Origin of the sequence: Actinoplanes sp. NPDC049118 (genome assembly GCF_040648555.1) — a bacterium.
GTDB lineage: Bacteria > Actinomycetota > Actinomycetes > Mycobacteriales > Micromonosporaceae > Actinoplanes.
The window spans coordinates 234,789-257,119 of sequence record NZ_JBEZDY010000013.1 but is presented as its reverse complement, the minus strand read 5'-3'; the positions used below and the strand labels follow the sequence as shown (position 1 = coordinate 257,119).

Sequence of the window (22,331 nt, the reverse complement as noted above, 5' to 3'; positions counted from 1 at the left end):
ATGTCCACAGCAGGCGGTGGCGACCGGCGATGGGTACGGGCGACACGCACAATGAAGGTGTGTTCGGCATAGGCGCAGATTCTCGCGGATTACGAGGTGGGCAGTTCGGCGATGATGCGGTCGAGAATTACGGAAGTGTCCCCCGGCGCGGTAGCCACCTCTTCCAAGTGCCAGAACACTGCTAGGTACTGCAGGGTCTCAGTTTCCATGTCCCGGGTGGTCTTGCCGCCGGCGGCATCGTCGAGGTAGAGCACCGGGTCCTCGTCGCGGTACTCGAGGATCTGGAACGGTCCGCAGATTCCTGGGTGGGCTCCGAGACCGAAGCTTAGAATCTGGATCGTCAGGCCGGTGTGCTCAACGTGCTCTTTCAGCGCTTCAAGCTGTCGCCGCATTACCTCGGGTCCGCCGACCAGTCGTCGCAGGGCGGCCTCATCGATGAGGAAGTGCAATTCGGGGCAGTCGTCACGCTCCAGAAGCGACTGCTGGTCGATGCGGGCGATAACCCGCTCGCTGATGTCGGCAGCGGACAGCGCCGGGCTGGCGTATGCCTTTACCACTTCCCGCGCGTACTCCTCGGTCTGCAGCAGACCGGGAATCAGCAGAGGCTCCAGCTGCCGGACCCGGGCCGCGGCACGGCGGAGATTCCAGAATCTGATCGTGCTGAACGGCACCGACCGGTATCCAGCTGTGGCCAGCCGGCGGGAGTCGTTCGCCTCGCCGACGAGTCGCCGCACGCGATCGAGATCTTCAACGTGATAGGCGTCCAGTAGGGAACGAAGGTCTGCCGTGCTGATGCCGGTGATGCCGTACTCGATAGCGGCCAACTTCGTCGGTTCCCAACCGAGAGCGCGGGCGACCTGCTGCTGGGAGGCGCCGGACTCCGTGCGCAACTGCCGGAGCTCAATGCGTAGCCGGCGGCGGATCACTGCCGGGTCCGGGTTTTCTGCCATGTCAGGTCTCCTCAGCAGCTCCCCGCTCGGAGCGGCGCGTGTCGCGGACTCTGCGCGCCGTTGCGCCAACTCAGTCTTGCATGCACGTCGATGTGTTCAGCGTGGTCGCAAAGCCCGTTGCGCGGGGCGACGCCCAACCGTCGTCGCGATTTGTCAAGCTGCAGTCGGCAGCCACCTACGCGGAAGGGTTCTTCGCCGGCCCGCCGGTCGGCGCGTCGTGGTCTGGGCCCGTGCGGCCGGTCGGCCCCCGGCCTCAGGGGGCGTCTCGGGGGATCCCGGAACCTTGCACGGACTTCACAGAAGAGGCATACCCAGCGCCAGGATCAGAACGATCAAGGCGCCGAGCACCATCAGGACTGCTGCGCCGGCTGCCGCGACGGCGGCCAGGATCTCTCGCACCGGTTGGATAGCGCGACGAACGGCGAATAGGCCGAAGATCAGCATTCCCGCGGCGAGCACGGTCAGGAATTCGGCATCGAGAGCGCCGGGATCGGTGGCGGGCTTCGCGATGAGTGAGCTGAGGTCTAACCTGGTCATGTCCGGTCCTCCGCGGGCTTGTGGCGGGACTGGTGTAGGGCCTCCGGTTGCCGCCGGAGGCCCTTCTCGATGGGATTGTGCGAAAGCGTAGGGATCACCCCCGCTTGCACCCAATCACCCGTTAGTCTGAGCATGACTCGTGCCATGGCGCGTGGCAAGTTGCCAAGCCTCGTTCGGCACACTATGGTTCTCCGATATTGCTGGGCAGACGCCCTCTTGACACTCAAAGCCTTCTGCTGTAGGAGCCGTCGATGGTGAGGGCGACGTACATACCGAGAACTCCACACCGGCTCCTTGTCGCCCGACTCAAGCAGATGCGGCAGGAACACGGTCTGACGCCAGCGGATCTGGCCGCCCAAAGCAAGATCAATCCCACCCAGCTCAGCCGGCTGGAATCGCTGACCCGCCCCCCGGTTGCCTCTCAGGTGCTGGCTCTGTGCCACTTTTACAAACTCGACGAACGCACGACCGCGGAACTGATGGCGCTCGCCGAGCCGGTGCGCGGCGACCACGACGGATGGTCAAGGTTCGACCTCGAGACGATGACTGCCCGCTATCTGACTTTCGAGAGCGACTCCAAGGGTGTCCTGACGTATCAGTCGATGCTGATTCCCGGGCTGCTGCAAGAAGAGTCTTACGCCACCGCCGTGGTCAACTCCCTGCGGTCGTATCTCAGCGACGAACAGATCACTGAGACCGTGGCCTCGCGCATGGAGCGCCGACGAAACCTCTTGCCGCCGCGCAGCCTCAAGTTCCACGCCATCATCGATGAGGCCGTCCTGCTGCGGAGACTCGGCGGCAAGCAAGGCATGCGGCGACAGTTGGAACACCTGCTGGAAGCAACGCAGTTGCCCAACGTCATCGTCCAGATACTCCCCATCAGCTCCGGTCCCCACCCAGGACTCAACGGCAGCTTCTCGATCTTCACGTTCGGGCAGGACCTGCTCGGCGACTTCGCGTACGTCGAGGACCAAATCGGTCAGACGTTCGAGGACCGAGACGACATCGTCGCGCTTTGCAAGAGTAACTTCTCCGCTCTGGCGACATTGGCAGCTACACCGAACGAATCGACCACCATGATCGAGCAGAGACTCAGCTGGCTCGAGAGCGATGGAACAGAAGGATGAGGAATCCCCCGATGCAAGGTCAAGACGAGCAAGGCAACGTCGCCTGGCGTATCTCCACTCGTAGCGGGGGCGGTGATTGCGTCGAGGTCGCGGTGGTCGACGGCTCGGTCGCATTCCGGCACTCGCGCCGCCCGAACGAGGGCATGATCGTCTACACGGCGTCGGAGTGGCGAGCGTTCGTCGAAGGCATCAAAGATGGCGAATTCGACGACCTCGTGCCCTTGCGCTAGCGGGCTGACGACGCCCTATGGCCGACGGCGGGCGAGTCCGCCGCACCGCGGACTCGCCATGCCTGCGACCCGCACGCCACCGCATATACCGGCACGTCGCGGTGCCATTCCTCGATTCTCCGGGCCGGGCCTACATGGCGGGAATACCGACGGCTCAGGCGCCGCCACATCTGCTGCGGGTGGTCGCCAACCTTCCGGACGCGCGTGGGTTCACCCATCGCCTTGGTCGAGCCCTGAATGCCTCTGAACAGGCGCTATGCCAGGCCGGCGGCGACCGCCGGGGCGAGCATCGGGTAGAGCGGCAGCCGGGCCGTCAGCGTCGCCTGCAGCGCGTGGTAGAGGTCCGGCTTGCCCGGCCACACCGTGTCCGTCGGGACGTTGTCCGCGTCGAGCTGGTGGAACCACGAGCCGTGCTCGTGATCCAGCAGGTACGTCGCGGCGTAGTCCCACCACGTGCGGTACCAGGTCGCGTACTGCTCGGTGCCGAAGCGGTGGTGCAGGGCCGCCGCCGCGCTGATCGCCTCCGCCGCCACCCAGTGCATCCGGTCGCGGACGACCGGGGTGCCCGACCAGTCGGTGGTGTATACGAATCCCGGCTGGCCGTCGACCGACCAGCCGTCGCGCATCGCGCGGTCGAAGAGCTCGGTCGCCGCCTCCGCGAGCCACCGGGCCGAGCCGGGCGGCCGCGCGGCCTCCGCGTGCAGGAACAGCCGTGCCCATTCCAGGCCGTGGCCGATCGTCGCCCCGTACGGCTTGAAGGGGTGGTCCTGCTGCTCGCGGTGGAATTCCGGGAGCGGGCGCCACCGCTCGTCGTAGTGCTCGGGGATCCGCCAGTCATGGGCCTCGGCGGTCTTCGCCACGAACCAGCAGACGCGGATCGCCCGGTTCAGCCACTCCCCGTCGCCGGTGACCCCGGCGGCCGTCAGCATCGCCTCGACCGCGTGCATGTTGCCGTTGAGGCCGCGGTAGTCCTCCAGCTTGGTGAAGTCGGCGTTCCAGGTGTCGACACAGCGGCCGGAGTCGTTGTCCCAGAACCGCCGCAGGAAGACCAGCTCGGCCTCGGCGAACAGCTCGGCCGCCCAGGGCAGCCCGGCCTGCGCGGTCGTCGACGCGGCCAGCAGCACGAACGCCTGGTCGTAGCAGGACTTGACCGTGTGGTCGGCGGTCGAGGTGAACCATCCGCCGTGTTCCGGGTCGCGCAGGCGGTCGGTCAGGCCCTTCAGGGCGCTCAGTGCGATCGGCGCCGATCCGGGCACGCCGAGCAGCGTGCCGATGCCGTACACGTGGGCCATCCGGCTGCTGATCAGCGTGGACGTCGGCTGGTCCGGTTCCGGCAGCCCGCCGGCGCCGAGCCAGCGGGCGCCGCCTTCGGGGTCCGCGGTCCGGCGGCCGAAGGCCAGCAGGTCGCGGGTGTGCTGGTCCAGCCAGCGGTGATGGGCGGGACTGCTCGGCCAGGTCGACACGTGGATCACTGTAGGTCGGCGGGGGCGGTTGCCCGCGCAGGGCTCGCCCGAAGCGGCCCCGCTAGGTGCGCTCGACGCTCAGTGCCATCAGCGCCACGTCGTCGTCGAGGTCGGTGAAGCCGTCGAGCAGCTCGGCGCAGGCGCCGATCGCGGCCTCGGCATCGGCCGGTGCCAGCCCGCGTCCGAAGGCCCGCAGCTCGTCGCTGCCGTACCGGCCCGCGCCGGTGCGGGCCTCGGTGAGGCCGTCGCTGTAGAGCAGCAGCGTGTCGCCGGGCGCCAGGCGCAGGGTGCGCGTGACCAGGGTGGGCTCCGCGATGATGCCGATCAGGGTGCCGCCGGGGGTGTCCTGGAACTCGGCCGTGCCGTCCGCGCGCAGCAGCAGCGGCGCCGGATGCCCGCCGCCGGCGATGGTCACACTCCAGCCGTCGGCGTCCGGCGTCAGCACGCCGAAGACGACCGTGCAGTGCCGGTGCGCCGCATTGTGGTAGTCCTGATAGAGCACCGAGTTGAGGTTGGCGAGCACGGCCGCCGGGGTGGGGTCGTACACGGCCGCGGCCCGCAGGGTGTACCGGGCCGCCGCGGTCACCGCCGCCGCCTCGACGCCCTTGCCGCAGACGTCGCCCAGGAAGAAACCCCACCGGCCGCCGCCGAGCGGGAACAGGTCGTAGAAGTCGCCGCCGACCTCGTCGGCCGAGGCCATCCGGTAGTGGCCCGCCGTGCGCATGCCGGCCGGCGTGGGCAGGGAGGCGGGCAGCAGGCTGCTCTGCAGCCCGGCCACCAGCAGCCGCAGCCGCTCGCGGTCGCGCTCGGCCGCCCGCCGGGCGCGCAGCAGCTCCTCCTCGTACGCGCGACGCTCGCGGGCGTCGAACACGGTGGTGCGGATCAGCAGGGGTTCGCCGTCGGTGCCGGTCTTGACCGTGGCCGTGACCAGTACCGGCAGCCGGCCGCCGTCGGCGGCGAGCAGTTGCAGCGCGATGCCGTTGATCTCGCCCTGCATGCGCAGCAGGGGCGCCAGGTGGGTCTCGTGGTAGACGCGACCGGCGACGGTGAGCAGGTCGCTGAAGCGGCGCCGGCCGACGACCTCCTCGCGGGTGTAGCCGAGCCAGCCGAGGAGCGTGCTGTTGATCTTGGCGACGGTGCCGTCCAGCAGCGTGGAGACGTTGCCGCAGGGTGCGCGGTCCCACAGCTCGTCAGTGTCGTCCTCGAGCATCCCGGCGAACGACCGGCCGTCCAGCCCGTTCACCGGTGTGGCTCCATCGGGACATTCTCGCATTCATCGTCGCGGGCGCCCCTCGGGCGAGAAGCCGGTGTTCAGCGACGGCGGTGCCGGCGCACGCCGGTGCGCCGGTGTGCCCGCCTGCGGTTGCGGCTGCCGAGCACGAACGCCAGCACCCCGCCGAAGCCGAGGACGATGAGCGCGGCCGCGCCCGTGCGTGCCGTCACGGGTTCGCCGGCGGCCGGCGGCTCCGCGCTGACCTGCCGGCGGCCGGGGGCGGAAGGCAGCGCCGAGGGGCGCGCGGTCGCGGTCGCGGCGGCGGACGGCTTCGGCGCGGGTGGCGCCGGCTTGCCGACGATGCCGGTGATCCATCCGTAGATGGTGTCGATGCGCCCGCTCAGATCCACCTTCGAATGCGGGCACGACGGTCCGTGGCTGACGACCGACACCAGCACCGCCGTGCCGTCGTCGCGCTGGGTGAAGTACGGCCCACCGGAGTCGTGCGAGCACGGGCTGGTCGTCGAGCGCGGTGCGTGGCCGGTCATGCCGACGTAGGCGCCGGTACGCGACACCACCTCGAACTGGCCGGTCTGCAGCCGGGTGGCCAGCGTCGACTCGTCGCCGTCCTCGGTCAGGCCGTAGCCGGCCAGCCGCACGATCGAGCCGATTCTGGGCGCCTTGCGGCCGAGCCGGGCCGGCGTCACGTCGGTGACCGGCCGCTCGAGCCTGGCCAGCGCGACGTCGGTGGTCGGCGACTGGTGCACGGCGACCACCTTGACCTGGTGGCCGGCCCTGCCGGTGAGGTCGGTGCGGCCCGCCGTCGCGGTCGTCAGCCTGGCCACCGGGCGCGAGACCCGGGTGCCCTTCGCCGTCTTGAAGCAGTGGCCCGCCGTGATCACCCACCGTGGTGCGATGAGCGCGCCGGAGCAGGAGCTGTCGCGGCGGCCGCCGCCGGCCGTCGGTAGTCCGGTCATCGTGAGCTTGACCGCGAAGCCGTACCTCCCGGTGGTGACGTCCTGTCCGTCGGCGATGGCTTGGGCCGGCGAGCCGGAGCCGGTCGCGAGCCCGGCGATAGCCGACGGCAGGAGCAACAGCATCGTGACGAGGCGGGAGAGCAAAGGCGCGTTCCTCACGTAGAGCGTCGATGGCGCGGTCGTCCATGAATACGAGTGAATCGCATCTTAGGTTGCCCACGCCAAATACAAACTGCTCTACGGAATCGTGCGATGACCCTGTGTCAGATGACCGAGGAATTGGCGGTCAGGAACAGCCGGGCCAGGTCGGCGAAATCGTCCGCCCGCTCGATCTGTGGCATGTGACCGGTGTCCGGGAACACGTGGCTCTTCGCGTGCGGCAGGGCCGCCCGCGCCGCCGGCAGATGGGTCGCCGGCAGTACCCGGTCGCGGTCGCCCCAGACGATCAGCGTCGGCTTGGGATGCGCGGCCACCTCTGCGAGCAGCGTCGCCCGCCACGGCGCGCGGACGCCGCGGAACGTGCCGAGCTCCCGCGCGGTCTCCAGGTAGACGCGCGCGTTGTCGGGGCGCGCGGCCACCCGCACCGCGAACTCGACCCGCTCGTCGGTGGCGTGCGCGCGGTCATGGAACTGCAGGTGTTCGATCCGCCGGGCGGCCCGCGGGTCGATGCGGCGCAGCAGCGGCTTTCCGAGTCCGGGAATGGCGAGAATGCGCAGGCCCAGCGTCACCTCCTTACCGAAACCGGCGCTGTTCACCAACGTCAATGTCGCCACCCGTGACGGAGTCGTGGCGAGCAGTTTCATGGCGACCGCGCCGCCGAGCGAGTTGCCCATCACGTGCAGCGGGCGGTCCTCGCCGAGGGCGTCGACGGTCGCGGCGACCCCGTCGGCCAGCGAGGCCAGGGTGATCGGGCCCGGGATCGCCGTCGACATGCCGTAGCCGCTCAGGTCGAGCGAGATCACCCGGTACGCATCCGAGAGCCGCCCGTGCTGCGGGTCCCAGTCCTCCAGGCTGCGGCCGATGCCGTGCAGCAGCAGGACCGGCGGGTGCGCCGGATCGCCGCTCTCGCGGACGCGGATGCGCGCGCCCCGTACCGGGAGCTCCTTGATCATTTGGTCACCGCCGTCCGGGCGCGGCGGCCGGCGGCCGCCGTCAGGATGCCGATCAGCCTCATGTGGCCGGCCGGCAGCAGCCGGGCCAGCAGGTCGGGGATCTTGGCGGTCGCCGCGATCAGCACCCGGCCGCGGCGCCGCTCGACCCCGTCGAGGATCTCGGCGGCGGCCTTCTCCGGCGGATAGGTCAGCAGCGCGGTGAACGTGCGCTGCTGCGCGTCGACCTCGTCGGGTGGCACGCCCTCGCCGATCCGCGCGCTCTGGGCGATCCGGGTACGGATCCCGCCGGGATGCACCGTCGTCACGCCGACGCCCGACTCCAGCAACTCGCCGCGCAGCACCTCGCTGAGCCCGCGCAGCGCGAACTTGCTCGAGCTGTACGCCGACTGTCCGGGCGGCGCGATGAGCCCGTACAGGCTGGACACGTTCACCAGGTGGCCGCCGGGCTCGGCGGTCAGCGCCGGCAGCAGGTGGTGGATGAGCAGCAGCGGCGCGGTGAAGTTCACCGCCATCACCCACTCGAACTCGTCCACGCTCACCTGGTCGAACCGGCCGCCCAGGGCCACACCCGCGTTGTTGACCAGCAGGCCGATCGCCGGGTGCCGCTCGCTGATCCCCTCGGCCGCGCGGATCACCGCCGCGCGGTCGGCGAGGTCGGCGACCAGGGCCTCGACCGCCAGCCCCGGATGCGCGGCGCGGATCCGCTCGGCGACCGCGTCGAGACCGAGCGCGTCGCGGTCCAGCAGGACCAGGTGGCTGCCGCGGGCCGCGAGCCCGTGCGCCACCTGCTCGCCGATGCCACTCGCGGCGCCGGTCACCACGGCCGTGCGGCCGGCGAAACGGTACGGGCTCAGACGCGTCATCGAACCTCCTCGAGTACGGGTGCGCCGCGGCGCGTGAACGTCATGTCCCGGCGCACGTCGGCGCGCGGGGTGGTGAGCACGTCGAGCAGGTAGTTCTGCCGCACGGTCCACGGGTCCCGGTCGCCCTGCCGCGGGAACCGGTCCAGGGCCCGCTGCACGTAACCGGAGGTGAGGTCGAGCAGCGGCCGCCGGTTTCCGGGGGTCTCCCGCGGGGTGGCGCTGGCGTAGCCGTGCCGTTCCAGGTGGGACAGCAGGCGCAGGACGTAGCGGTGCGACAGGTCGGCGCGCAGCGTCCAGGAGGCGTTGGTGTAGCCGATGCAGTAGGCGAAGTTCGGCACCCCGCTGAGCATCACCCCGCGGTAGGCGACCGTCCCGCCCGGATCCACCACGGTCCCGTCGACGGTCAGCGTGACCCCGCCGATCGGCAGCAGGGACAGGCCCGTCGCGCAGACCACGACGTCGGCGGGGAGCGTACGGCCCGAGCGCAGCCGGATCCCCTCGGGCACGAACCGGTCGATGTGGTCGGTGACCACCGACGCCGTGCCGGCCGCGACGGCGTTGAACAGGTCGCCGCCCGGCGCGACGCAGAGTCGCTGGTCCCAGGGCTGGTACGCCGGGGTGAAGTGCTCGTCGACGTACGCCGGATCCGGCAGGTGTTGCAGTGCGAAGCGGCGCAGTATCGCCTTGACGCGCTCGGGGCGGCGCCGGGCGAGCTGGTAGAAGCCCTGCGACAGCAGGATGTTCTTGACCCGGGCCAGCTTGTGCGCCGCCCGGGCGGGCAGCACGCGGCGCAGCGCGTCGGCCACCACGTCCCGTTCCGGCAGCACGGTCAGGTACGAGGGGGAGCGCTGGAGCATCGTCACGTGCCCGGCCGTCGGGGCCATCGCGGGCACCAGGGTCACCGCGGTCGCGCCGCTGCCGATGACGACGACCCGGCTGCCCGCGTAGTCGAGGTCCTCGGGCCAGGCCTGCGGGTGCACGAACCGGCCCGCGAAGTCGCCCAGCCCGGGAAAGTCCGGCTGATGCCCCTTGGCGTAGTCGTAGTATCCGGCGCACGCGTACAGGAAGCCGCAGGTCAGGGTCTCGCCGCCGGCCAGCCGCACGCTCCAGCGGCCGTCGGACCACCCGGCCTGCTCCACGGTCGCGCCGAAGCGGATGTGCGGGGTGATGCCGCCCTCGTCGGCCGTGTCCCGGATGTACTGGCGGATGCTCGCGCCCGGCGCCATCGACTCCCGGCCCTGCCAGGGCCGGAACGGGTAGCTGAGGGTGAACATGTCGCTGTCCGAGCGCACGCCGGGATAGCGGAACAGGTCCCAGGTGCCGCCGATCGCGTCCCGGGCCTCGAGGATCGCGAAGGTGGTGCCGGGGCGCTCCCGCCGCAGCCGCCAGGCCGCGCCGATCCCGGACAGGCCGGCGCCGATGATCAGGACGTCGAAGTGTTCGGCCATAGCCGACAGTCTCGGGCACGCAACGTCCCGGAACTTGCTTTGACACGACACAGATTTACCTCTGTGCGACAAATCCGCTACCGTGCCTCATGGATTCGATGGTCCGCGGCGCGTCGTTGCGCGGGCTGCCGGAGCTCGTCGACTCGCTCGGCGGCGACGGCGCGGGCCTGTTCGCCCAGTTCCGGATCCCGCTCGCCGCCCTGGACTCCGACGACGCCGTGATCGGCTCGACCGCGGCCGGGCGCGTCCTGGAGACCGCGGCGGCCGACCTCGGCGCCTACGACCTGGGCCTGCGGCTGGCCGGGCAGCAGAACGCGACAGTGCTCGGCCCGCTCGCCCTGGCCATCGAGAACTCGCCGACGTTCGGCGACGCGCTCGACACCGCGAACCGCTTCCTGTTCGTGCACAGCCCCGCGCTGACCGTCTCGCAGATCCCCGACCCGGCCGGGCGGGCCGGCGTCGTCGGGCTGCTCTACCGCGGCACCGGCGAGACGCTGCCGCCGCAGGTCGTCGACCTCGGGCTGGGCCTGTTCCACCGGATCATCATGCTGCTGCACGGCGGATCGTACGGGCTGCGCTCGGTGCACCTGCCGCACGCGCCGCTGGCCCCGATAGACAGCTACACCGGCTTCTTCGGCGCGGACGTGCGTTTCGACCGGGCGGACGCGGTGCTGCGGGTGCCCGCCGCGCTGGCCTCCACCGCGGTGCCGGGCGGCAACCAGGTGCTGCGCGACATCGCGCTCGACTACATCACCAGCCACTTCCCGGCGCCGGGCCGGGCACTCTCCGGCCGCGTGCACCTGCTGCTGACCCAGGCCCTCGGCTCGTCGCCGGTCGAGGTCGCGGCGATCGCCCGGCTGCTGCGCACCCATCCCCGTACGCTGCAGCGCCGGCTCGCCGCCGAGCAGACCACCTTCGAGACGATCCTCGACGACGTCCGGCGCGACACCGCGGCGCGGCTCATCACCCAGACCGACCTGCCGTTCATCCAGGTCACCGCGATGGTGTCGCTGGCCGAGCAGTCGGCGCTGAGCCGGGCGGTGCGGCGCTGGTTCGGCGTCACGCCACGGGAGCTGCGGGCCACGGGGGAGGACCCGTACCGGTGAGTCGGATCCCGCCCCACGGGTCGGGCTCGCCGAGCCGGGCGCGGGCGCGGCCGTCGCCGATCCGCACGGTCGCCTCCCGGATCCCGGCCCGCAACTGCGCCGTGAGTGCCTCGTCCGGCGCGGCCCGGCCGGCCCAGCGGTACCGCCCCTCGACCGGCTCGAACCGCACCGACAGCCGCACCACGGCGGTGACGGCGACGTCACCGGCCTCGATCGTGACCTCGCCCCGGTAGTCCTCGCTCATCGCCCATCCACCGCCCGGGCCATCGCGGCCAGCCCGCCCGGGGTGTCGGCCGCCCGGCGGATGCCCGAGATGCCGTCCCACATCAAGGCCGTCAGGTAGTCCGCCAGGGCCGTGCGGCTGATCGGCTGCCGCTCCCGCAGCCACCAGTCGCCGGCGCTCTGCACGTAGCCGACGAGCCCGAACGCCCACGGCAGCGCCGGCCCCGAGTCCAGGCCCAGCGCGCGCAGCCGGTCGCCGAGGATCCGGGCGAGCCCGCCGGCCACGGTGCCCATCGCGTCGGCGACCACGTCGGCGTCCCGGGCGATGCCGCGCTGTTTCACCACGAAGCGGTACACGTGCGGGTCGGCCTCGATGAACGACAGGTACGCGTCGATCGCGGCGGCGACGACCTCGCGCTCCTCCCGTACGGCCGCGACCGCGGGTGCGATGGCCTCGACCACCGCCCCGGCCGCGTGCCGCCCGACGGCCAGCCAGAGCCCCGACCGGTCGGTGAAGTAGCGGTAGAGCACGGGTTTGCTCACCCCGGCGTGCGCGGCCACGGCGTCGATGCCGGAGTCCGGCCCGAGCTCGCGGATCGCCTCGATCACGGCCTCGACCAGCTCGCCGCGGCGCCGCTCGCGATGGTCGGCCCAGCGGCGGCTGCGCCCGTCGGGACGGTTGACGCCTTTATCGACCGAGTTCATAGTACTAGAAGTAGCTGTTACTTCCGGTAACGTCAACCCTAGGAGCCCCCCATGGTCCTCTCCGATCGGGCACAGACCGCGACCCGGCTGCTGCGTTCCTCGGCCGAGCACTCGTACGACCCGGAAGTGGAGATCGACTGGGACGCGCCGCTGGTCGAGGGCCGCTGGTTCACGCCGCAGCACCGCTCGACCCTCTACGGCACCGACCTGTGGGACACGCTCAGCGAGGAGCAGCGGATCACGCTGACCCGCCACGAGGTCGCCAGCATCGCCTCGCTCGGCGTCTGGTTCGAGACGATCCTGATGCAGCTGCTGATCCGCGAGTACTACCGCCAGGACCCCACCGCCGCGCACGCCCAGTACGCCCTGACCGAGATCGCCGACGAGTGCCGCCACTCGGTGATGTTCGGCCGCATGATCGACAAGCTGGGCTGTCCGGTCTACCGGCCCGGCGGGTTCGACGACGCCCTCGGCAAGTGGATCGCGGCCACCGCGACCGGCCCCCGGATGTACGCGGCCATCCTGATCGCCGAGGAGATCCTCGACGCCCTCCAGCGCGAGGCATCGGCCGACGAGACCGTCCAGCCGCTGGTCCGGATGGTGTCGCGGATCCACGTCATCGAGGAGGCCCGGCACGTCCGCTACGCCCGCGAGGAACTCGCCCGCCAGGTGCGCGCGGCCGGCACCCGCCGGCTGGCGTTCGACCGGCTGGTGATCGCGCGGGCCGCGTACCTGACCGGCCGCCGGCTCGTCAACCCGGCGGCGTACCGCTCGGTCGGCATCGACCCGGCCGCCGGCCGCCGGGCCGCGCTGGCCAACCCGAACCACCGCGAGACGATGCGCTGGGCCGGCGAGCGGGTCGTCGGCTACCTTCGGGACCTCGACCTGATCGGCGGCCCCGGCCTGGCCCTGTGGCGCCGCTCCCTGCTGCTCTGACCGGTCCGCCGCGCTCCGCCGCCGGATTGTGGCGGAGGTCGCAGCGGGTATACGGCCCAAACCTCTGGCGTGCAGCCCCACTTTGACGATATGTGCCTTCGCGGACGGCTCGTCAGGCAGCAGCCCGTTGATTCGGCCGGTTGACATGCGAGGTGTGTGGTGCGACGAGACAGGGATCGGCTCACGGTGGCGACCGTGGTCAACCCGGAGACCCATGGAATCGAGTGGGAGTCCCGGGTCGAGGAGTACGAGGACGACCTGCTGGTCATCCCCGCGCCGCCACCGGAGCTGGAGATCGGCGTCCCGGCGGACGACGACGTGATCAACATCGCGTGGAACCGCCCGCCGCACCGCTACCGGGTCCGCACGGAGCTGGTCGCCTCCTCGCAGTCGCGCTGGCGGCTGCGCGTCCTGAGCGAACCGGAGCCGGTCACCCGCCGAACCTTCTTCCGGGGCGGCGGCGGCGAGACGGCACAGCTTCGCCACGAGGGCGACAGGGGCTGGCACTCCGCGACCGTCGAGGACGTCAGCGAGGCGGCGCTGCGCTGCTACGTCACCGACCTCCAGTTCATCGAGGGCGACCCGGTGCACGCGCGGGTCTCGCTGGGTGACGACAGCCTCGAGGTGAACGGGACCGTGCTGCTCACCCGCGAGTCGAACAAGGCGGCCGGCGACGACGCCGAGGTGGTCATCACCTACACGCTGGCCGAGTCCCAGGCCCAGCAGGTGCGTCGTTACCTGCTGGAATGGCAACTCGCCGAGCGTCGCCGCGCCGCCGCGGCCGAAGACTAGGCCCATCGACGCGGGCGGTGACCGGCCGGACCACCAAGGGCGGTCACCGGCCGCAGTGGCGTGGGCGACCGCTGACCGGGACTGCCGCGGGTGGCGACCGGCCAGCCACCTCACCACCTCTGGATCTTGTAGGCGACGGTGCATTCGCACCCACCGCCTACAAGATCCATTTTTTTGTGGCTTACGGCCGGTTCGGGCGGTAGGTCGCCGTGACGGTGCCGCTTCCGCACTTGATCTTCTTCTTGGCGTTGCCGGTCGCCTGGGCGTAGATGCAGACCGTGCGGGAGCCGACCAGCGCGGCCGTACCCCGGAACGGGATCGCCGTCCATCGAGCCCATCGCGTCCTCAACACCAGTGACCTCCGCGTACCCGGCGCCGGGGGGATTCCGGCGGCGGTCCGAGGGGATGTGTCGGCCGCGATGGTGGCGCTATGAGGCTTATATACCTTACGTCGGGTGGCCCCACCCGATCGGACGAGGTCGGCTAGCGTCGTCCTCTCGTGCCGAACCGAGGGGAGGGCCAGTGGGCAAGACGGGGGGAGTGTTCTGCGTCGAAGGTCAGTGGGAGGACGACCTGACCAGTCGCGGCTCCGTGCTGCCCACCCTCGAGCTGCTCGAACGTCTCGGCAGCATCCGCTTCATCCACCGGGACACGGCCACCACCGAGGAGCTGCACTACTACCTGGACAGCTGGCTGTCGCGCAAGTACGCGGACTTCAAGGTCGGCTTCTTCGCCCTGCACGGCCAGCCGACCCAGCTCTGCCTGACCAGCAAGCAGACGGTCGAGCTGGACGAGGTCGCGGCCTGGATGTCGGGCCGCTGCGGCGGGCGGACGCTGTACTTCGGCAGCTGCTCGGTGCTGCGCGCCTCGGACCGGGTGCTGCAGGACTTCCTGCACGAGACCAAGGCCGCGATGCTGTGCGGCTTCACCAAGTCGATCGACTGGGTGGAGTCGGCGGCCTTCGAGACGGTCGTGCTGAACGCCCTGGTCAACGGCGGCAAGATCGACAGTGCGGAGCGGCTGATGCGCTCGTCGCGCTGGACGGCGCTCTCGGACCATCTCGGCTTCCGCGCGGTGTACGCGAACGGGCGCTGAAGGGCCGCCGGGTGCCTACAGGTTGAGGGTCCAGGACTTGATGGTGCCGACGTGATCGCGTGGTGAGAAAGCCGCCTTCGTGAGGCACTGGTGACGAGGGTCGGGTATGACCCCTTCGCCCCATCGGTTCCGGGCGTCGCCTTACTGCTTCACAGGGTGCCCGTGCGCCGGATGCGAACCGCAAAAGGCCTGGTCAGCGCGGTGACGAAGGCGAACGGACGACACCGGGCGGCGGATCGGGGAGGCAGGGTGGGAGCCGGACGCGACCGTCGCGTCCCGCCATCACCTCAAGGGAGCCGGCATGACCGCCGAGAACCCCGGCGGCCGCGGGCTGCCTCGTCGCTCGCTGCCGGCCCTCGCCGTGCTCGCCCTGCTGGCCGGGTGCGCCGCGGACCCCGCCGCGACGGACCGGGTCGCGGCGAACCCGGCGCCGCCGCCGTCCGTCGCCGGCTCGGCGGCACCGGCCACGCCGGCCGCGGTCCCGTCCGTCTCCGCCCCGCCGTCGCCGTCGCCGTCGGCCACCACGAAGGCGGCGGCCGGACGCGGCGGACCCGTGCCGTTCCGGGCCGGCCGGGCCATGCTCGGCTCGTACCTCTCGCTGGGCGGGAAGTCGCTGAAGGAGAGCCTCGCGCTGCGCCGCGACCAGTTGGGCCGCGACCAGAGCATCGTGCACGTCTTCTACCCCTGGGACGGGTACGTGCCCTCGTCGGAGCCGGCCGTCGCCCGCTCCAGCACGCTCATGGTCTCGTGGCACGGCGCGCCGTACGCCGGGATCAACGACGGCTCGTCCGACCGCAACATCGCCCGGGTCGCCCGGAAGCTGGCCGGGATGAAGCGGCCGATCCTGCTGCGCTGGGGCTGGGAGATGAACGGCGACTGGTTCGAGTGGGACGGCACGCACAACGGCCGGGACACCGCCGGGTACGTCAAGGCCTGGCGCCGGATGCACCGGATCTTCCGCGAGCAGGGTGCCGACAACGTCGCCTGGGTCTGGAGCCCGAACTGGAACTCGGGGCCGAACGTGTCCTGGAACCGTTTCCAGCGCTACTACCCCGGCGACGACTACGTCGACTGGGTGGGCGTGTCCGGCTACGACTTCTACAACGAGACGCCGAAGACCCTGTTCACCGCCGTCTGCGCGGCCTACGGCAAGCGCAAGCCGATCATCCTCAGCGAGACCGCCGCGGTGGACGCCGGCGGCATCAGCAAGGCGGCGTGGATCGCGAAGCTCTCGTCCTGGGTCGAGGACACCCCGGCGGTCGGCGCGGTGGTCTGGTTCGACACCGACACCCAGGAGGACTCCGCGCACAACTTCCGGTTCGACACGGACCGCAAGGCGCTGGCCGCGTACCGGGCGATGGCGCGCAGCGACAGATTCTCCGGCTGAGCCGGCGCGGGAGTTTCCGCGCGCGGCGATGTGGGTGGGCATCCGGGGGTGCGTGCCGCCCGGCAGGTGTGCTGACATGGGTCTCGTGACCCAGATGACCCGGCGGGGTATACCGTCCGATGTGCCCGTTCCGGCGCCGCGACCGTGAGCCGGGCCATCGCCTCGGCCCTCGAGGCGGCCGAGTCGGCGGCCCGGGCCGCGGGTGTCGTGATCCGGCCGGTGTCCGGCCTGGCCGAGCTCGAGTCCCTCGACCGGCTGCTCGCCGGCATCTGGCAGGAGGACCCGGACAGCCCCCTGCTGACCACCGAGCTGCTGCGGGCCCTGGCGAAGTCCGGCAACTACGTGGCCGGCGCGTACGACGGCGCGACCCCGGTCGGGGCCGCGGTCGCGTTCTTCTCCGCACCGGCGAACCGCGAGCTGCACAGCCACATCGCGGGCGTCGGCCGCGCCGGTGCCGGCCGCGGCGTCGGTTTCGCCCTCAAGCTGCACCAGCGGGCCTGGGCCCTGCAACAGGGCGCCACCGTGATCAGCTGGACCTTCGACCCCCTCGTCGCCCGCAACGCCTACTTCAACCTGGCGAAGCTCGCCGCGGTGCCGGCCGCGTACCTGCCGAACTTCTACGGCGCGATGCACGACCGGATCAACGGCGACGACGACAGCGACCGGCTGCTCGTGTACTGGGATCTCCTCGCGCCCGCGGTCGTCGCGGCGGGCGCCGGGCGGCGGCACCGCTGCGCGCGCCCGGAGACCGCGACCGTGGCGCTGCGCCGTGGCGCCGACGGCGGCCCCCAGCCGGGCTCCCCGCAGGGGCGGACCGTGCTGGTCGCCGTCCCCGAGGACGTCGAGGCGCTGCGCCGGGAGGCCTCGGGCGTCGCCCGGCGGTGGCGGGTCGCGGTCCGCGACACCCTGACGACCCTGCTCGGCGACGGCCTGCGGTTCACCGGCTTCGACCGCGACGGCTGGTACGTGCTCACCCGCGCCGCCGAGGGCCGGCGCCCTTGAGGCTCGAGGGCGTCGAGCTGCGCCGCGTCAGCATGCCGCTCGTCGCGCCGTTCCGCACCTCGTTCGGCACCGAGACCGCCCGCGACATCCTGCTCGTGCGGGTCGTCACCGCCGCGGGCGAGGGCTGGGGCGAGTGCGTGGCGATGGACGAACCGCGGTACTCGCCCGAGTACACCGGGGCGGCCGCCGACGTGCTGCGCCGCTTCCTGATCCCTGCGCTGGCCGCGGTACAGCGGCTGGACGCGTACGCGGTGGGGCCCGCCCTGGCGCCGTTCAAGGGTCACCGGATGGCCAAGGCCGCGCTGGAGACGGCCGTGCTCGACGCCGAACTGCGCCGGCAGGGCCGGCCGCTCGCCCGCGAGCTCGGAGCCGTGCACGACCGGGTGCCGTGCGGCGTCTCGGTCGGCATCATGTCGTCGGTCGCAGAGCTGCTCGACGCGGTCGGCGGCTACCTCGACGCCGGCTACCGGCGGATCAAGCTGAAGATCGAGCCGGGCTGGGACGTCGAGCCGGTCCGCGCGGTACGCGAGCGCTTCGGCGACGACGTGCCGCTGCAGGTGGACGCGAACACGGCGTACACCCTGGCGGACGCGCGGCACCTCGCCCGGCTCGACCCGTTCGGCCTGCTGCTGATCGAGCAGCCGCTGGACGAGGAGGACCTGCTCGGGCACGCCGAGCTGGCGCGGCGGATCGGCACCCCGGTGTGCCTCGACGAGTCGATCACCTCCGCCCGGACGGCCGCCGCGGCCATCACGCTGGGCGCGGCGGCGATCGTCAACGTCAAGCCCGGCCGGGTCGGCGGCTACCTGGAGGCCCGCCGCATCCACGACGTCTGCGCCGCGCACGGCGTGCCGGTCTGGTGCGGCGGGATGCTCGAGACCGGCCTGGGCCGGGCCGCGAACGTGGCCCTGGCCGCGCTGCCGGGCTTCACCCTGCCCGGCGACACGTCCGCCTCCGAGCGCTACTACCGCACCGACATCACCGCGCCGTTCGTTCTGCGCGACGGCCACCTGACGGTGCCGACCGGCCCCGGCCTCGGCGTCGAGCCGGTACCGGAGATCCTGCGGGAGGTCACCACGGCGACGGAGTGGATCTCGCTGTAGCCGGGCGGCCGTGAATCTGTCGGACCCCCTCACTATGTTCTGCGCATGGTTTCGGCGGCGTACTCGTATCTCGGCTCCTCGGCGCTGGCGGACGGCCTCCGCCTGCAGACCTCCGGCGGCCCGGCGGCGCATCCCCGGTTCTTCACCGGATTCCTGACCGATCCCGGCGCCGCGGCCACCGGCCTGCTGGCGGTCGCCGAGGTCGCCCGCACCCGTTACTTCCGGCCGGTGAGCCCGGCCGGCCTCGACCCGGTGGTGACCGCGGGTTCCGACCGGCTGCGCTTCGAGTCCTTCTCGGGCTGCTGCGGCGTCTATGCCCGGCTCGACGTGCTGCCCGCCGGCATCGACGGGGAGATCGTCGCCCACGGCACCACCAACGTCGACGTCAACCTGCCGCTGCAGCGCGCGCTCGGCCGCGTCGGCCGCGCCGATCCCCTGCACCTCGCGGTCGGGCCGGACGACCTCACCGTCACGACGTTCGGCGGCCCGCTCGTCGAGCGCAAGGTGCCGTTGCCGTCGCGCTGGCTGCGCGGCTTCGCCGAGGCGCAGGTGCTGACCTCCCGGTTCGACCTGCGCGCCGAGCTCGGCGTCGCCGAGGCGCGTGCGCTGCTCAACCGGCTGCCCGCCGGCGGCACCGCGGTGCTGTGGGCCGTACCGGCCGGGCGCTCGCTGCGCATCACGTCCCGGCCGGTGCCCGGCGCCGTCTGCCTGGCCGGCGCCGGGCGGCTGGCCGCGCTGCGGCCGTTCCTGCGCCATGCCACGGTGCTGCGGGTCTACGGCCCGCCGGTCGCCGCCGGCAGCGGTCCCGTGGCCGGCACGTGGGAGCTCGGCATGCCGGGCCTGCGGCTCTCGCTGACGCTCTCGCCCGAGCCCTACCGGGGCTTCTCCGGTGAGGGCGCGGTGCTCGAGGCGCTGTCGAGCGACGACGTGGCCGACGACGCCGAGCTGATCAGCGCCCTGCTCTCGTGGGATCCGGCGATCGACGTCCACGCGCTCGCGGACGCGGCGGGCCTCGACTCCGCACGGGTCCGGGCCGCGCTGACCGCGCTCGGCACCGCGGGCCGGGTCGGCTTCGACGCGGCCGAGGCGGGCTACTTCCACCGCACGCTGCCCTACGCGGCCGACGTCGTCGCGACGATGAATCCCCGGCTCGCCGGCGCCCGGGCGCTGGTCGAGGCCGGCGCGGTCAGCGTCACCGGCGATCTCGCGACCGTCCGCGGCGCCGACGACACCTACCGGGTGCGCCACGCCGACGGCGCGTTCTCCTGCACCTGCCGGTGGTGGGCGAGGCACCGGGGCGAACGAGGTCCGTGCCGGCACGCGCTCGCGGTGCGCATGGTCCGCGCGGGCGAGCCCGACCGCGCGGAGGCGACGGCGTGAGCCTGGACTGGGAGCTGCTCGACCGGCACCTGCAGAAGGCCGAGCACGCCGCGGTCACCGGCCTGCTGCTGGCGGCCACCGAGGAGGAGCGCCTGGCGCTCGCACCGCGGGTGGAGGCCCGGATCAAGGCCACCCGGGCCGATGACTGGTGGACCTCCGGGGTCGACCGGGCGGGCGGCTACGCCCTCGCCGTGATCGGTTGCATGCCGTCCGGCGCCCGGGCGGCCGCGCTGCTCTGCCGGCGTGACATGCGCGATCGGTGGAGCGCGATCCCGGCCGACCGGTTCCTGCGGATCGCGCGTCACCGCGAGCTGTCCTGGCTGGGCGACCTCGGTGTCCGGCTGGTCGAGCGCCTGTCGGCGCAGAACGCCCGGTGGGGAGGCTGGTCGTTCGTGTCCGCGTTGCTGCGTGCGGCGCAGCTCGCCCCGCCGGCCACCGAGGCGGTGCTGCGCGGGTGGCTCGGCGAGCTGAACGCGGACCGGGACAGCCTCACGCGGTACGCCGACCGGATGCGCGCCCACCCGTTCCTCGACGTGCTGCTGCCGTCGGTGTTCGACATCGACGGGCTCGGCGCGGAGCTCAACGGCGGCTTCTACCCCGCGGGCTCGTCCGGCTGGGACCCCACGTTGCGGTTCCCCGCCGCCGTGGCCCAGCTCGTCGCCGAGGGCCGGCTCGACCGCGGCACGATCGTCGCCGCCACCGTCGACCGCCTCGTCCGCGGTGACCGTGCGGCCTTCCTGCGCCCGTTCGTGCTGCTGCACGACGCGCTGACGCTCACCGTGGACGAGCTCGCCGAGCACGCTCGCGACTACGCCCGGCTCCTGCCGGACGCGCCGTCCACGGTGGCCACCCTCGCCCAGCGTGCCCTGCGCGCCGTGGGCGACGCCGGCCGGCTGGAGCTCGACACGTTGCTCGAGGCGAGCCGGCCCACGCTGGTGCGCAAGGAGAAGAACGTGGTGAAGGCGCAGCTCGCGCTCCTGGAAGCGGCCGCACGTCGAGAACCGGAACGCGCCGGCGAGGTGCTTGAGACGGTCGCCGAAGCCTTCGCCCACCCCGCGCTCGACATCCAGGAGCGCGCGCTGACGCAGATCGACCGGCGGGTCGCGGGGCTACCCGCGGACACCCTCGCGCGGCTGGCGGACGCGGCCACCGGGCTCGGCGGCGACCTGCCCGCCCGCGCCGCGGCGCTGTTCGGCGGGGCCGCGCCCGAGGCGGGTCCGCCGGTCGCACCCGCGCTGACGCGGCCCATGCCGCCGGCCGCGATGCCGCCGCCGATCGCCGACGCCGCCGAGCTGGCCGATGAGGTGGTCGCGCTCCTCTACGACCATTCGGCCGTCCGCTGGGAGCGGGTGCTGGCGGGCCTGGTGGCGCTGCGGGCCGCCGGCGAGACCGCCGCGCTCGCCGCGGCGCTCGGGCCGGTGCTCGACGGTCACGAGCACCACTTCGCGGAGCATCACTGGGGCCACTGGCAACGGATCGGCTTCCTGGGCGAGGCGATCCGCACCGTCATCGAGTCGCCGCGGCTCGGCGGCGGCCGGCCCGCCATGCTGGCCGGCGTCCGCGCGGCCTGGCAGGGTGTCAGGTCGGCGCTGGCGGACACGCCCGAGGGCATCCTGTCGCTGCGCATCGCCGAGATCTCGGTCCTGGCGGCGAAGGCGCCGGTGGCGCTGCTGGTCTCCACACCGACCCACGTCGACGGCGGCCTCGACGCCGAGGTGCTGCTGCAACGGCTGCTGCGGGCCGAGGCAGAGGGATGGCAGCCGTGGCGGCTGGACTTCGAGCAGGCGCTGCTGCGGGTGCACCGCGACGCCGGCGCCGGGCTTCGCCGGCGTGCGGGCGAGCTGACCACGCCCGTGGGCAAGGAGTTCGCCGAATGGCTGGCCGCGGGTGGCCTGCCCGACCCGGTCAGCACCCGCTTCGAGCAGCGGTCCACCGGGAAACGCTTCCCCGCCTACGCTCCGCCGCCCGTGGCGCGGCGGGTGGTCGCCAACCTCGAGCCGGTGCGTGCCGGCGGGCTCCGTCTGGAGAAGCAGCTGATCCCGCTGGCTCACCGGTCCAGCACCGACTACTTCAGCAGGGACCTCGTCGATGACACCGACGTGCTCGCCATGGTGTTGCCGCACCACCGGGAGGTCGTCGCGGCGTGGGCGCTGCTCGGCATCGCCGCTCTCGAGGATGAGGCGGGCCTCGGTGGCGGGACCCTGGTCCCGCGGCTAGCGGAGGGCCCGGGTCCGATCGGGCCGGCGATGACTCTCGCGCTGGCCTACCTGTGCGGCGCCCGGCACGAGTCCGACCGGGCTGCGGCCGTCGACGCCTTCCTGATCCTCGCCGCGCGGGACGAACCGTTCGCGGCCGCGGCCGGTGCGGACCTGGGCGACCTGTGCGGCGACGGCATCGTGAAGCTGAACCGCGTCGTGCTCGCGCTGGCCGACGCCCACCGCGCGGGAGCCTCCGCGGCCGTGTGGGAGGTCCTCGCCGCCGCCATCCCGTTGCTGCTGCCCAGGGCGCCGCGCGGCCTGCCGGACCTGCTGGAGCTCGCCAGCCGGGTGGCCGTCGAGACCGGCGCCCGAGGCGAGATCGCGCAGCTCGCCGCGGTGGCCGGCAGGCCGGGAAGCACGCGGCTGATCAAGGAGGCGAGGCGCCTGCGGGCAGTGCTCATGACCTGAACGGGCGTCGACGCGCA

Annotated in this window: 22 protein-coding genes; 11 read left to right on the top strand and 11 right to left on the bottom strand. The window is 72.3% G+C overall.

Going from position 1 to position 22,331, the window contains the following annotated elements; all coding sequences use genetic code 11:
- Positions 1–89: 89 nt before the first annotated feature.
- Both AB0B58_RS22460 and AB0B58_RS22455 read right to left on the bottom strand, forming a co-directional pair.
- Positions 90–950, bottom strand: coding sequence for a helix-turn-helix transcriptional regulator (locus tag AB0B58_RS22460; protein WP_360226621.1), 861 nt, complete (start codon positions 948–950; stop codon positions 90–92).
- A 294-nt stretch (positions 951–1,244) separates the two neighbouring features.
- The gene (locus tag AB0B58_RS22455) at positions 1,245–1,487 is read right to left on the bottom strand and encodes a hypothetical protein (RefSeq protein ID WP_360226618.1); all 243 of its coding nucleotides are present in this window, start codon (positions 1,485–1,487) and stop codon (positions 1,245–1,247) included.
- Between the two features lie 251 nt (positions 1,488–1,738).
- Here AB0B58_RS22455 and AB0B58_RS22450 point away from each other — a divergent pair, with 251 nt between their 5' ends.
- Together AB0B58_RS22450 and AB0B58_RS22445 are read left to right on the top strand one after the other, a co-directional pair.
- Positions 1,739–2,614, top strand: coding sequence for a helix-turn-helix transcriptional regulator (locus tag AB0B58_RS22450; RefSeq protein WP_360226615.1), 876 nt, complete (start codon positions 1,739–1,741; stop codon positions 2,612–2,614).
- A gap of 11 nt (positions 2,615–2,625) precedes the next feature.
- Complete coding sequence (locus AB0B58_RS22445; protein WP_360226612.1) at positions 2,626–2,844, top strand: DUF397 domain-containing protein; 219 nt, start codon at positions 2,626–2,628, stop codon at positions 2,842–2,844.
- A gap of 254 nt (positions 2,845–3,098) precedes the next feature.
- On the opposite strand, the gene AB0B58_RS22440 is transcribed toward AB0B58_RS22445, so the two are convergent.
- The 6 genes from AB0B58_RS22440 to AB0B58_RS22415 form a co-directional block, all read right to left on the bottom strand.
- Positions 3,099–4,307, bottom strand: a complete 1,209-nt coding sequence (locus AB0B58_RS22440; RefSeq protein WP_360226609.1) for an AGE family epimerase/isomerase — start codon at positions 4,305–4,307, stop codon at positions 3,099–3,101.
- A gap of 61 nt (positions 4,308–4,368) precedes the next feature.
- Complete coding sequence (locus tag AB0B58_RS22435; RefSeq protein ID WP_360226606.1) at positions 4,369–5,550, bottom strand: SpoIIE family protein phosphatase; 1,182 nt, start codon at positions 5,548–5,550, stop codon at positions 4,369–4,371.
- A 68-nt stretch (positions 5,551–5,618) separates the two neighbouring features.
- Positions 5,619–6,620, bottom strand: a complete 1,002-nt coding sequence (locus AB0B58_RS22430) for a trypsin-like serine protease (protein ID WP_360226603.1) — start codon at positions 6,618–6,620, stop codon at positions 5,619–5,621.
- A 140-nt stretch (positions 6,621–6,760) separates the two neighbouring features.
- Entirely contained in the window at positions 6,761–7,609 is an 849-nt protein-coding gene (locus AB0B58_RS22425; protein WP_360226600.1) for an alpha/beta fold hydrolase, read from the bottom strand.
- Positions 7,606–8,463, bottom strand: coding sequence for an SDR family NAD(P)-dependent oxidoreductase (locus AB0B58_RS22420; RefSeq protein WP_360226681.1), 858 nt, complete (start codon positions 8,461–8,463; stop codon positions 7,606–7,608). Before AB0B58_RS22420 ends, AB0B58_RS22425 begins: the two co-directional genes overlap by 4 nt.
- A gap of 5 nt (positions 8,464–8,468) precedes the next feature.
- Positions 8,469–9,920 carry an NAD(P)/FAD-dependent oxidoreductase gene (locus AB0B58_RS22415; protein ID WP_360226597.1) on the bottom strand — a complete coding sequence of 484 codons (1,452 nt, stop codon included), beginning with the start codon at positions 9,918–9,920 and terminating at the stop codon, positions 8,469–8,471.
- Between the two features lie 89 nt (positions 9,921–10,009).
- Here AB0B58_RS22415 and AB0B58_RS22410 point away from each other — a divergent pair, with 89 nt between their 5' ends.
- A complete protein-coding gene (locus AB0B58_RS22410) occupies positions 10,010–11,026 on the top strand; it encodes an AraC family transcriptional regulator (protein ID WP_360226594.1) in 1,017 nt (338 codons plus the stop codon).
- On the opposite strand, the gene AB0B58_RS22405 is transcribed toward AB0B58_RS22410, so the two are convergent.
- Positions 10,980–11,270 (bottom strand): DUF4873 domain-containing protein, encoded by a 291-nt coding sequence (locus AB0B58_RS22405; protein WP_360226591.1) that lies wholly within the window; start codon positions 11,268–11,270, stop codon positions 10,980–10,982. The genes AB0B58_RS22410 and AB0B58_RS22405 overlap by 47 nt on opposite strands.
- Positions 11,267–11,953: a TetR family transcriptional regulator gene (locus AB0B58_RS22400; RefSeq protein WP_360226588.1), complete on the bottom strand. Its 687-nt coding sequence runs from the start codon at positions 11,951–11,953 to the stop codon at positions 11,267–11,269. The genes AB0B58_RS22405 and AB0B58_RS22400 overlap by 4 nt, the downstream gene beginning before the upstream one ends.
- Positions 11,954–12,004: 51 nt before the next feature.
- Here AB0B58_RS22400 and AB0B58_RS22395 point away from each other — a divergent pair, with 51 nt between their 5' ends.
- On the top strand, positions 12,005–12,889 hold the full coding sequence (locus AB0B58_RS22395; protein WP_360226585.1) for a diiron oxygenase: 885 nt from the start codon (positions 12,005–12,007) through the stop codon (positions 12,887–12,889).
- A gap of 159 nt (positions 12,890–13,048) precedes the next feature.
- Positions 13,049–13,681, top strand: a complete 633-nt coding sequence (locus tag AB0B58_RS22390; protein ID WP_360226582.1) for a hypothetical protein — start codon at positions 13,049–13,051, stop codon at positions 13,679–13,681.
- A 181-nt stretch (positions 13,682–13,862) separates the two neighbouring features.
- Here AB0B58_RS22390 and AB0B58_RS22385 read toward each other — a convergent pair whose 3' ends face one another.
- Positions 13,863–14,033, bottom strand: coding sequence for a hypothetical protein (locus AB0B58_RS22385; RefSeq protein ID WP_360226579.1), 171 nt, complete (start codon positions 14,031–14,033; stop codon positions 13,863–13,865).
- A 170-nt stretch (positions 14,034–14,203) separates the two neighbouring features.
- On the opposite strand from AB0B58_RS22385, the gene AB0B58_RS22380 reads away from it, so the two are divergent.
- The 6 genes from AB0B58_RS22380 (at position 14,204) to AB0B58_RS22355 (ending at position 22,314) form a co-directional block, all read left to right on the top strand.
- Complete coding sequence (locus AB0B58_RS22380; RefSeq protein ID WP_360226576.1) at positions 14,204–14,776, top strand: DUF6642 family protein; 573 nt, start codon at positions 14,204–14,206, stop codon at positions 14,774–14,776.
- Between the two features lie 301 nt (positions 14,777–15,077).
- Positions 15,078–16,163 (top strand): glycosyl hydrolase, encoded by a 1,086-nt coding sequence (locus AB0B58_RS22375; RefSeq protein ID WP_360226573.1) that lies wholly within the window; start codon positions 15,078–15,080, stop codon positions 16,161–16,163.
- Between the two features lie 144 nt (positions 16,164–16,307).
- Positions 16,308–17,165 (top strand): GNAT family N-acetyltransferase, encoded by an 858-nt coding sequence (locus AB0B58_RS22370; RefSeq protein WP_360226571.1) that lies wholly within the window; start codon positions 16,308–16,310, stop codon positions 17,163–17,165.
- The gene (gene menC / locus AB0B58_RS22365; protein ID WP_360226568.1) at positions 17,162–18,268 is read left to right on the top strand and encodes an o-succinylbenzoate synthase; all 1,107 of its coding nucleotides are present in this window, start codon (positions 17,162–17,164) and stop codon (positions 18,266–18,268) included. Before AB0B58_RS22370 ends, menC begins: the two co-directional genes overlap by 4 nt.
- Before the next feature lie 45 nt (positions 18,269–18,313).
- Positions 18,314–19,648: an SWIM zinc finger family protein gene (locus AB0B58_RS22360; RefSeq protein ID WP_360226565.1), complete on the top strand. Its 1,335-nt coding sequence runs from the start codon at positions 18,314–18,316 to the stop codon at positions 19,646–19,648.
- Complete coding sequence (locus AB0B58_RS22355; RefSeq protein WP_360226562.1) at positions 19,645–22,314, top strand: DUF6493 family protein; 2,670 nt, start codon at positions 19,645–19,647, stop codon at positions 22,312–22,314. The genes AB0B58_RS22360 and AB0B58_RS22355 overlap by 4 nt, the downstream gene beginning before the upstream one ends.
- Positions 22,315–22,331 lie beyond the last annotated feature (17 nt).

What these genes read in the sequence shown, in the direction of transcription:
- AB0B58_RS22425 (WP_360226600.1), bottom strand. Translation starts at nt 7,609, where the DNA reads ATGATCAAGGAGCTCCCGGTACGGGGCGCGCGCATCCGCGTCCGCGAG.
- AB0B58_RS22415 (WP_360226597.1), bottom strand. Translation starts at nt 9,920, where the DNA reads ATGGCCGAACACTTCGACGTCCTGATCATCGGCGCCGGCCTGTCCGGG.
- AB0B58_RS22455 (WP_360226618.1), bottom strand. Translation starts at nt 1,487, where the DNA reads ATGACCAGGTTAGACCTCAGCTCACTCATCGCGAAGCCCGCCACCGAT.
- AB0B58_RS22450 (WP_360226615.1), top strand. Translation starts at nt 1,739, where the DNA reads ATGGTGAGGGCGACGTACATACCGAGAACTCCACACCGGCTCCTTGTC.
- AB0B58_RS22360 (WP_360226565.1), top strand. Translation starts at nt 18,314, where the DNA reads ATGGTTTCGGCGGCGTACTCGTATCTCGGCTCCTCGGCGCTGGCGGAC.
- AB0B58_RS22400 (WP_360226588.1), bottom strand. Translation starts at nt 11,953, where the DNA reads ATGAACTCGGTCGATAAAGGCGTCAACCGTCCCGACGGGCGCAGCCGC.
- AB0B58_RS22405 (WP_360226591.1), bottom strand. Translation starts at nt 11,270, where the DNA reads ATGAGCGAGGACTACCGGGGCGAGGTCACGATCGAGGCCGGTGACGTC.
- AB0B58_RS22460 (WP_360226621.1), bottom strand. Translation starts at nt 950, where the DNA reads ATGGCAGAAAACCCGGACCCGGCAGTGATCCGCCGCCGGCTACGCATT.
- AB0B58_RS22445 (WP_360226612.1), top strand. Translation starts at nt 2,626, where the DNA reads ATGCAAGGTCAAGACGAGCAAGGCAACGTCGCCTGGCGTATCTCCACT.
- AB0B58_RS22430 (WP_360226603.1), bottom strand. Translation starts at nt 6,620, where the DNA reads ATGCTGTTGCTCCTGCCGTCGGCTATCGCCGGGCTCGCGACCGGCTCC.
- AB0B58_RS22375 (WP_360226573.1), top strand. Translation starts at nt 15,078, where the DNA reads ATGACCGCCGAGAACCCCGGCGGCCGCGGGCTGCCTCGTCGCTCGCTG.
- AB0B58_RS22395 (WP_360226585.1), top strand. Translation starts at nt 12,005, where the DNA reads ATGGTCCTCTCCGATCGGGCACAGACCGCGACCCGGCTGCTGCGTTCC.
- AB0B58_RS22410 (WP_360226594.1), top strand. Translation starts at nt 10,010, where the DNA reads ATGGATTCGATGGTCCGCGGCGCGTCGTTGCGCGGGCTGCCGGAGCTC.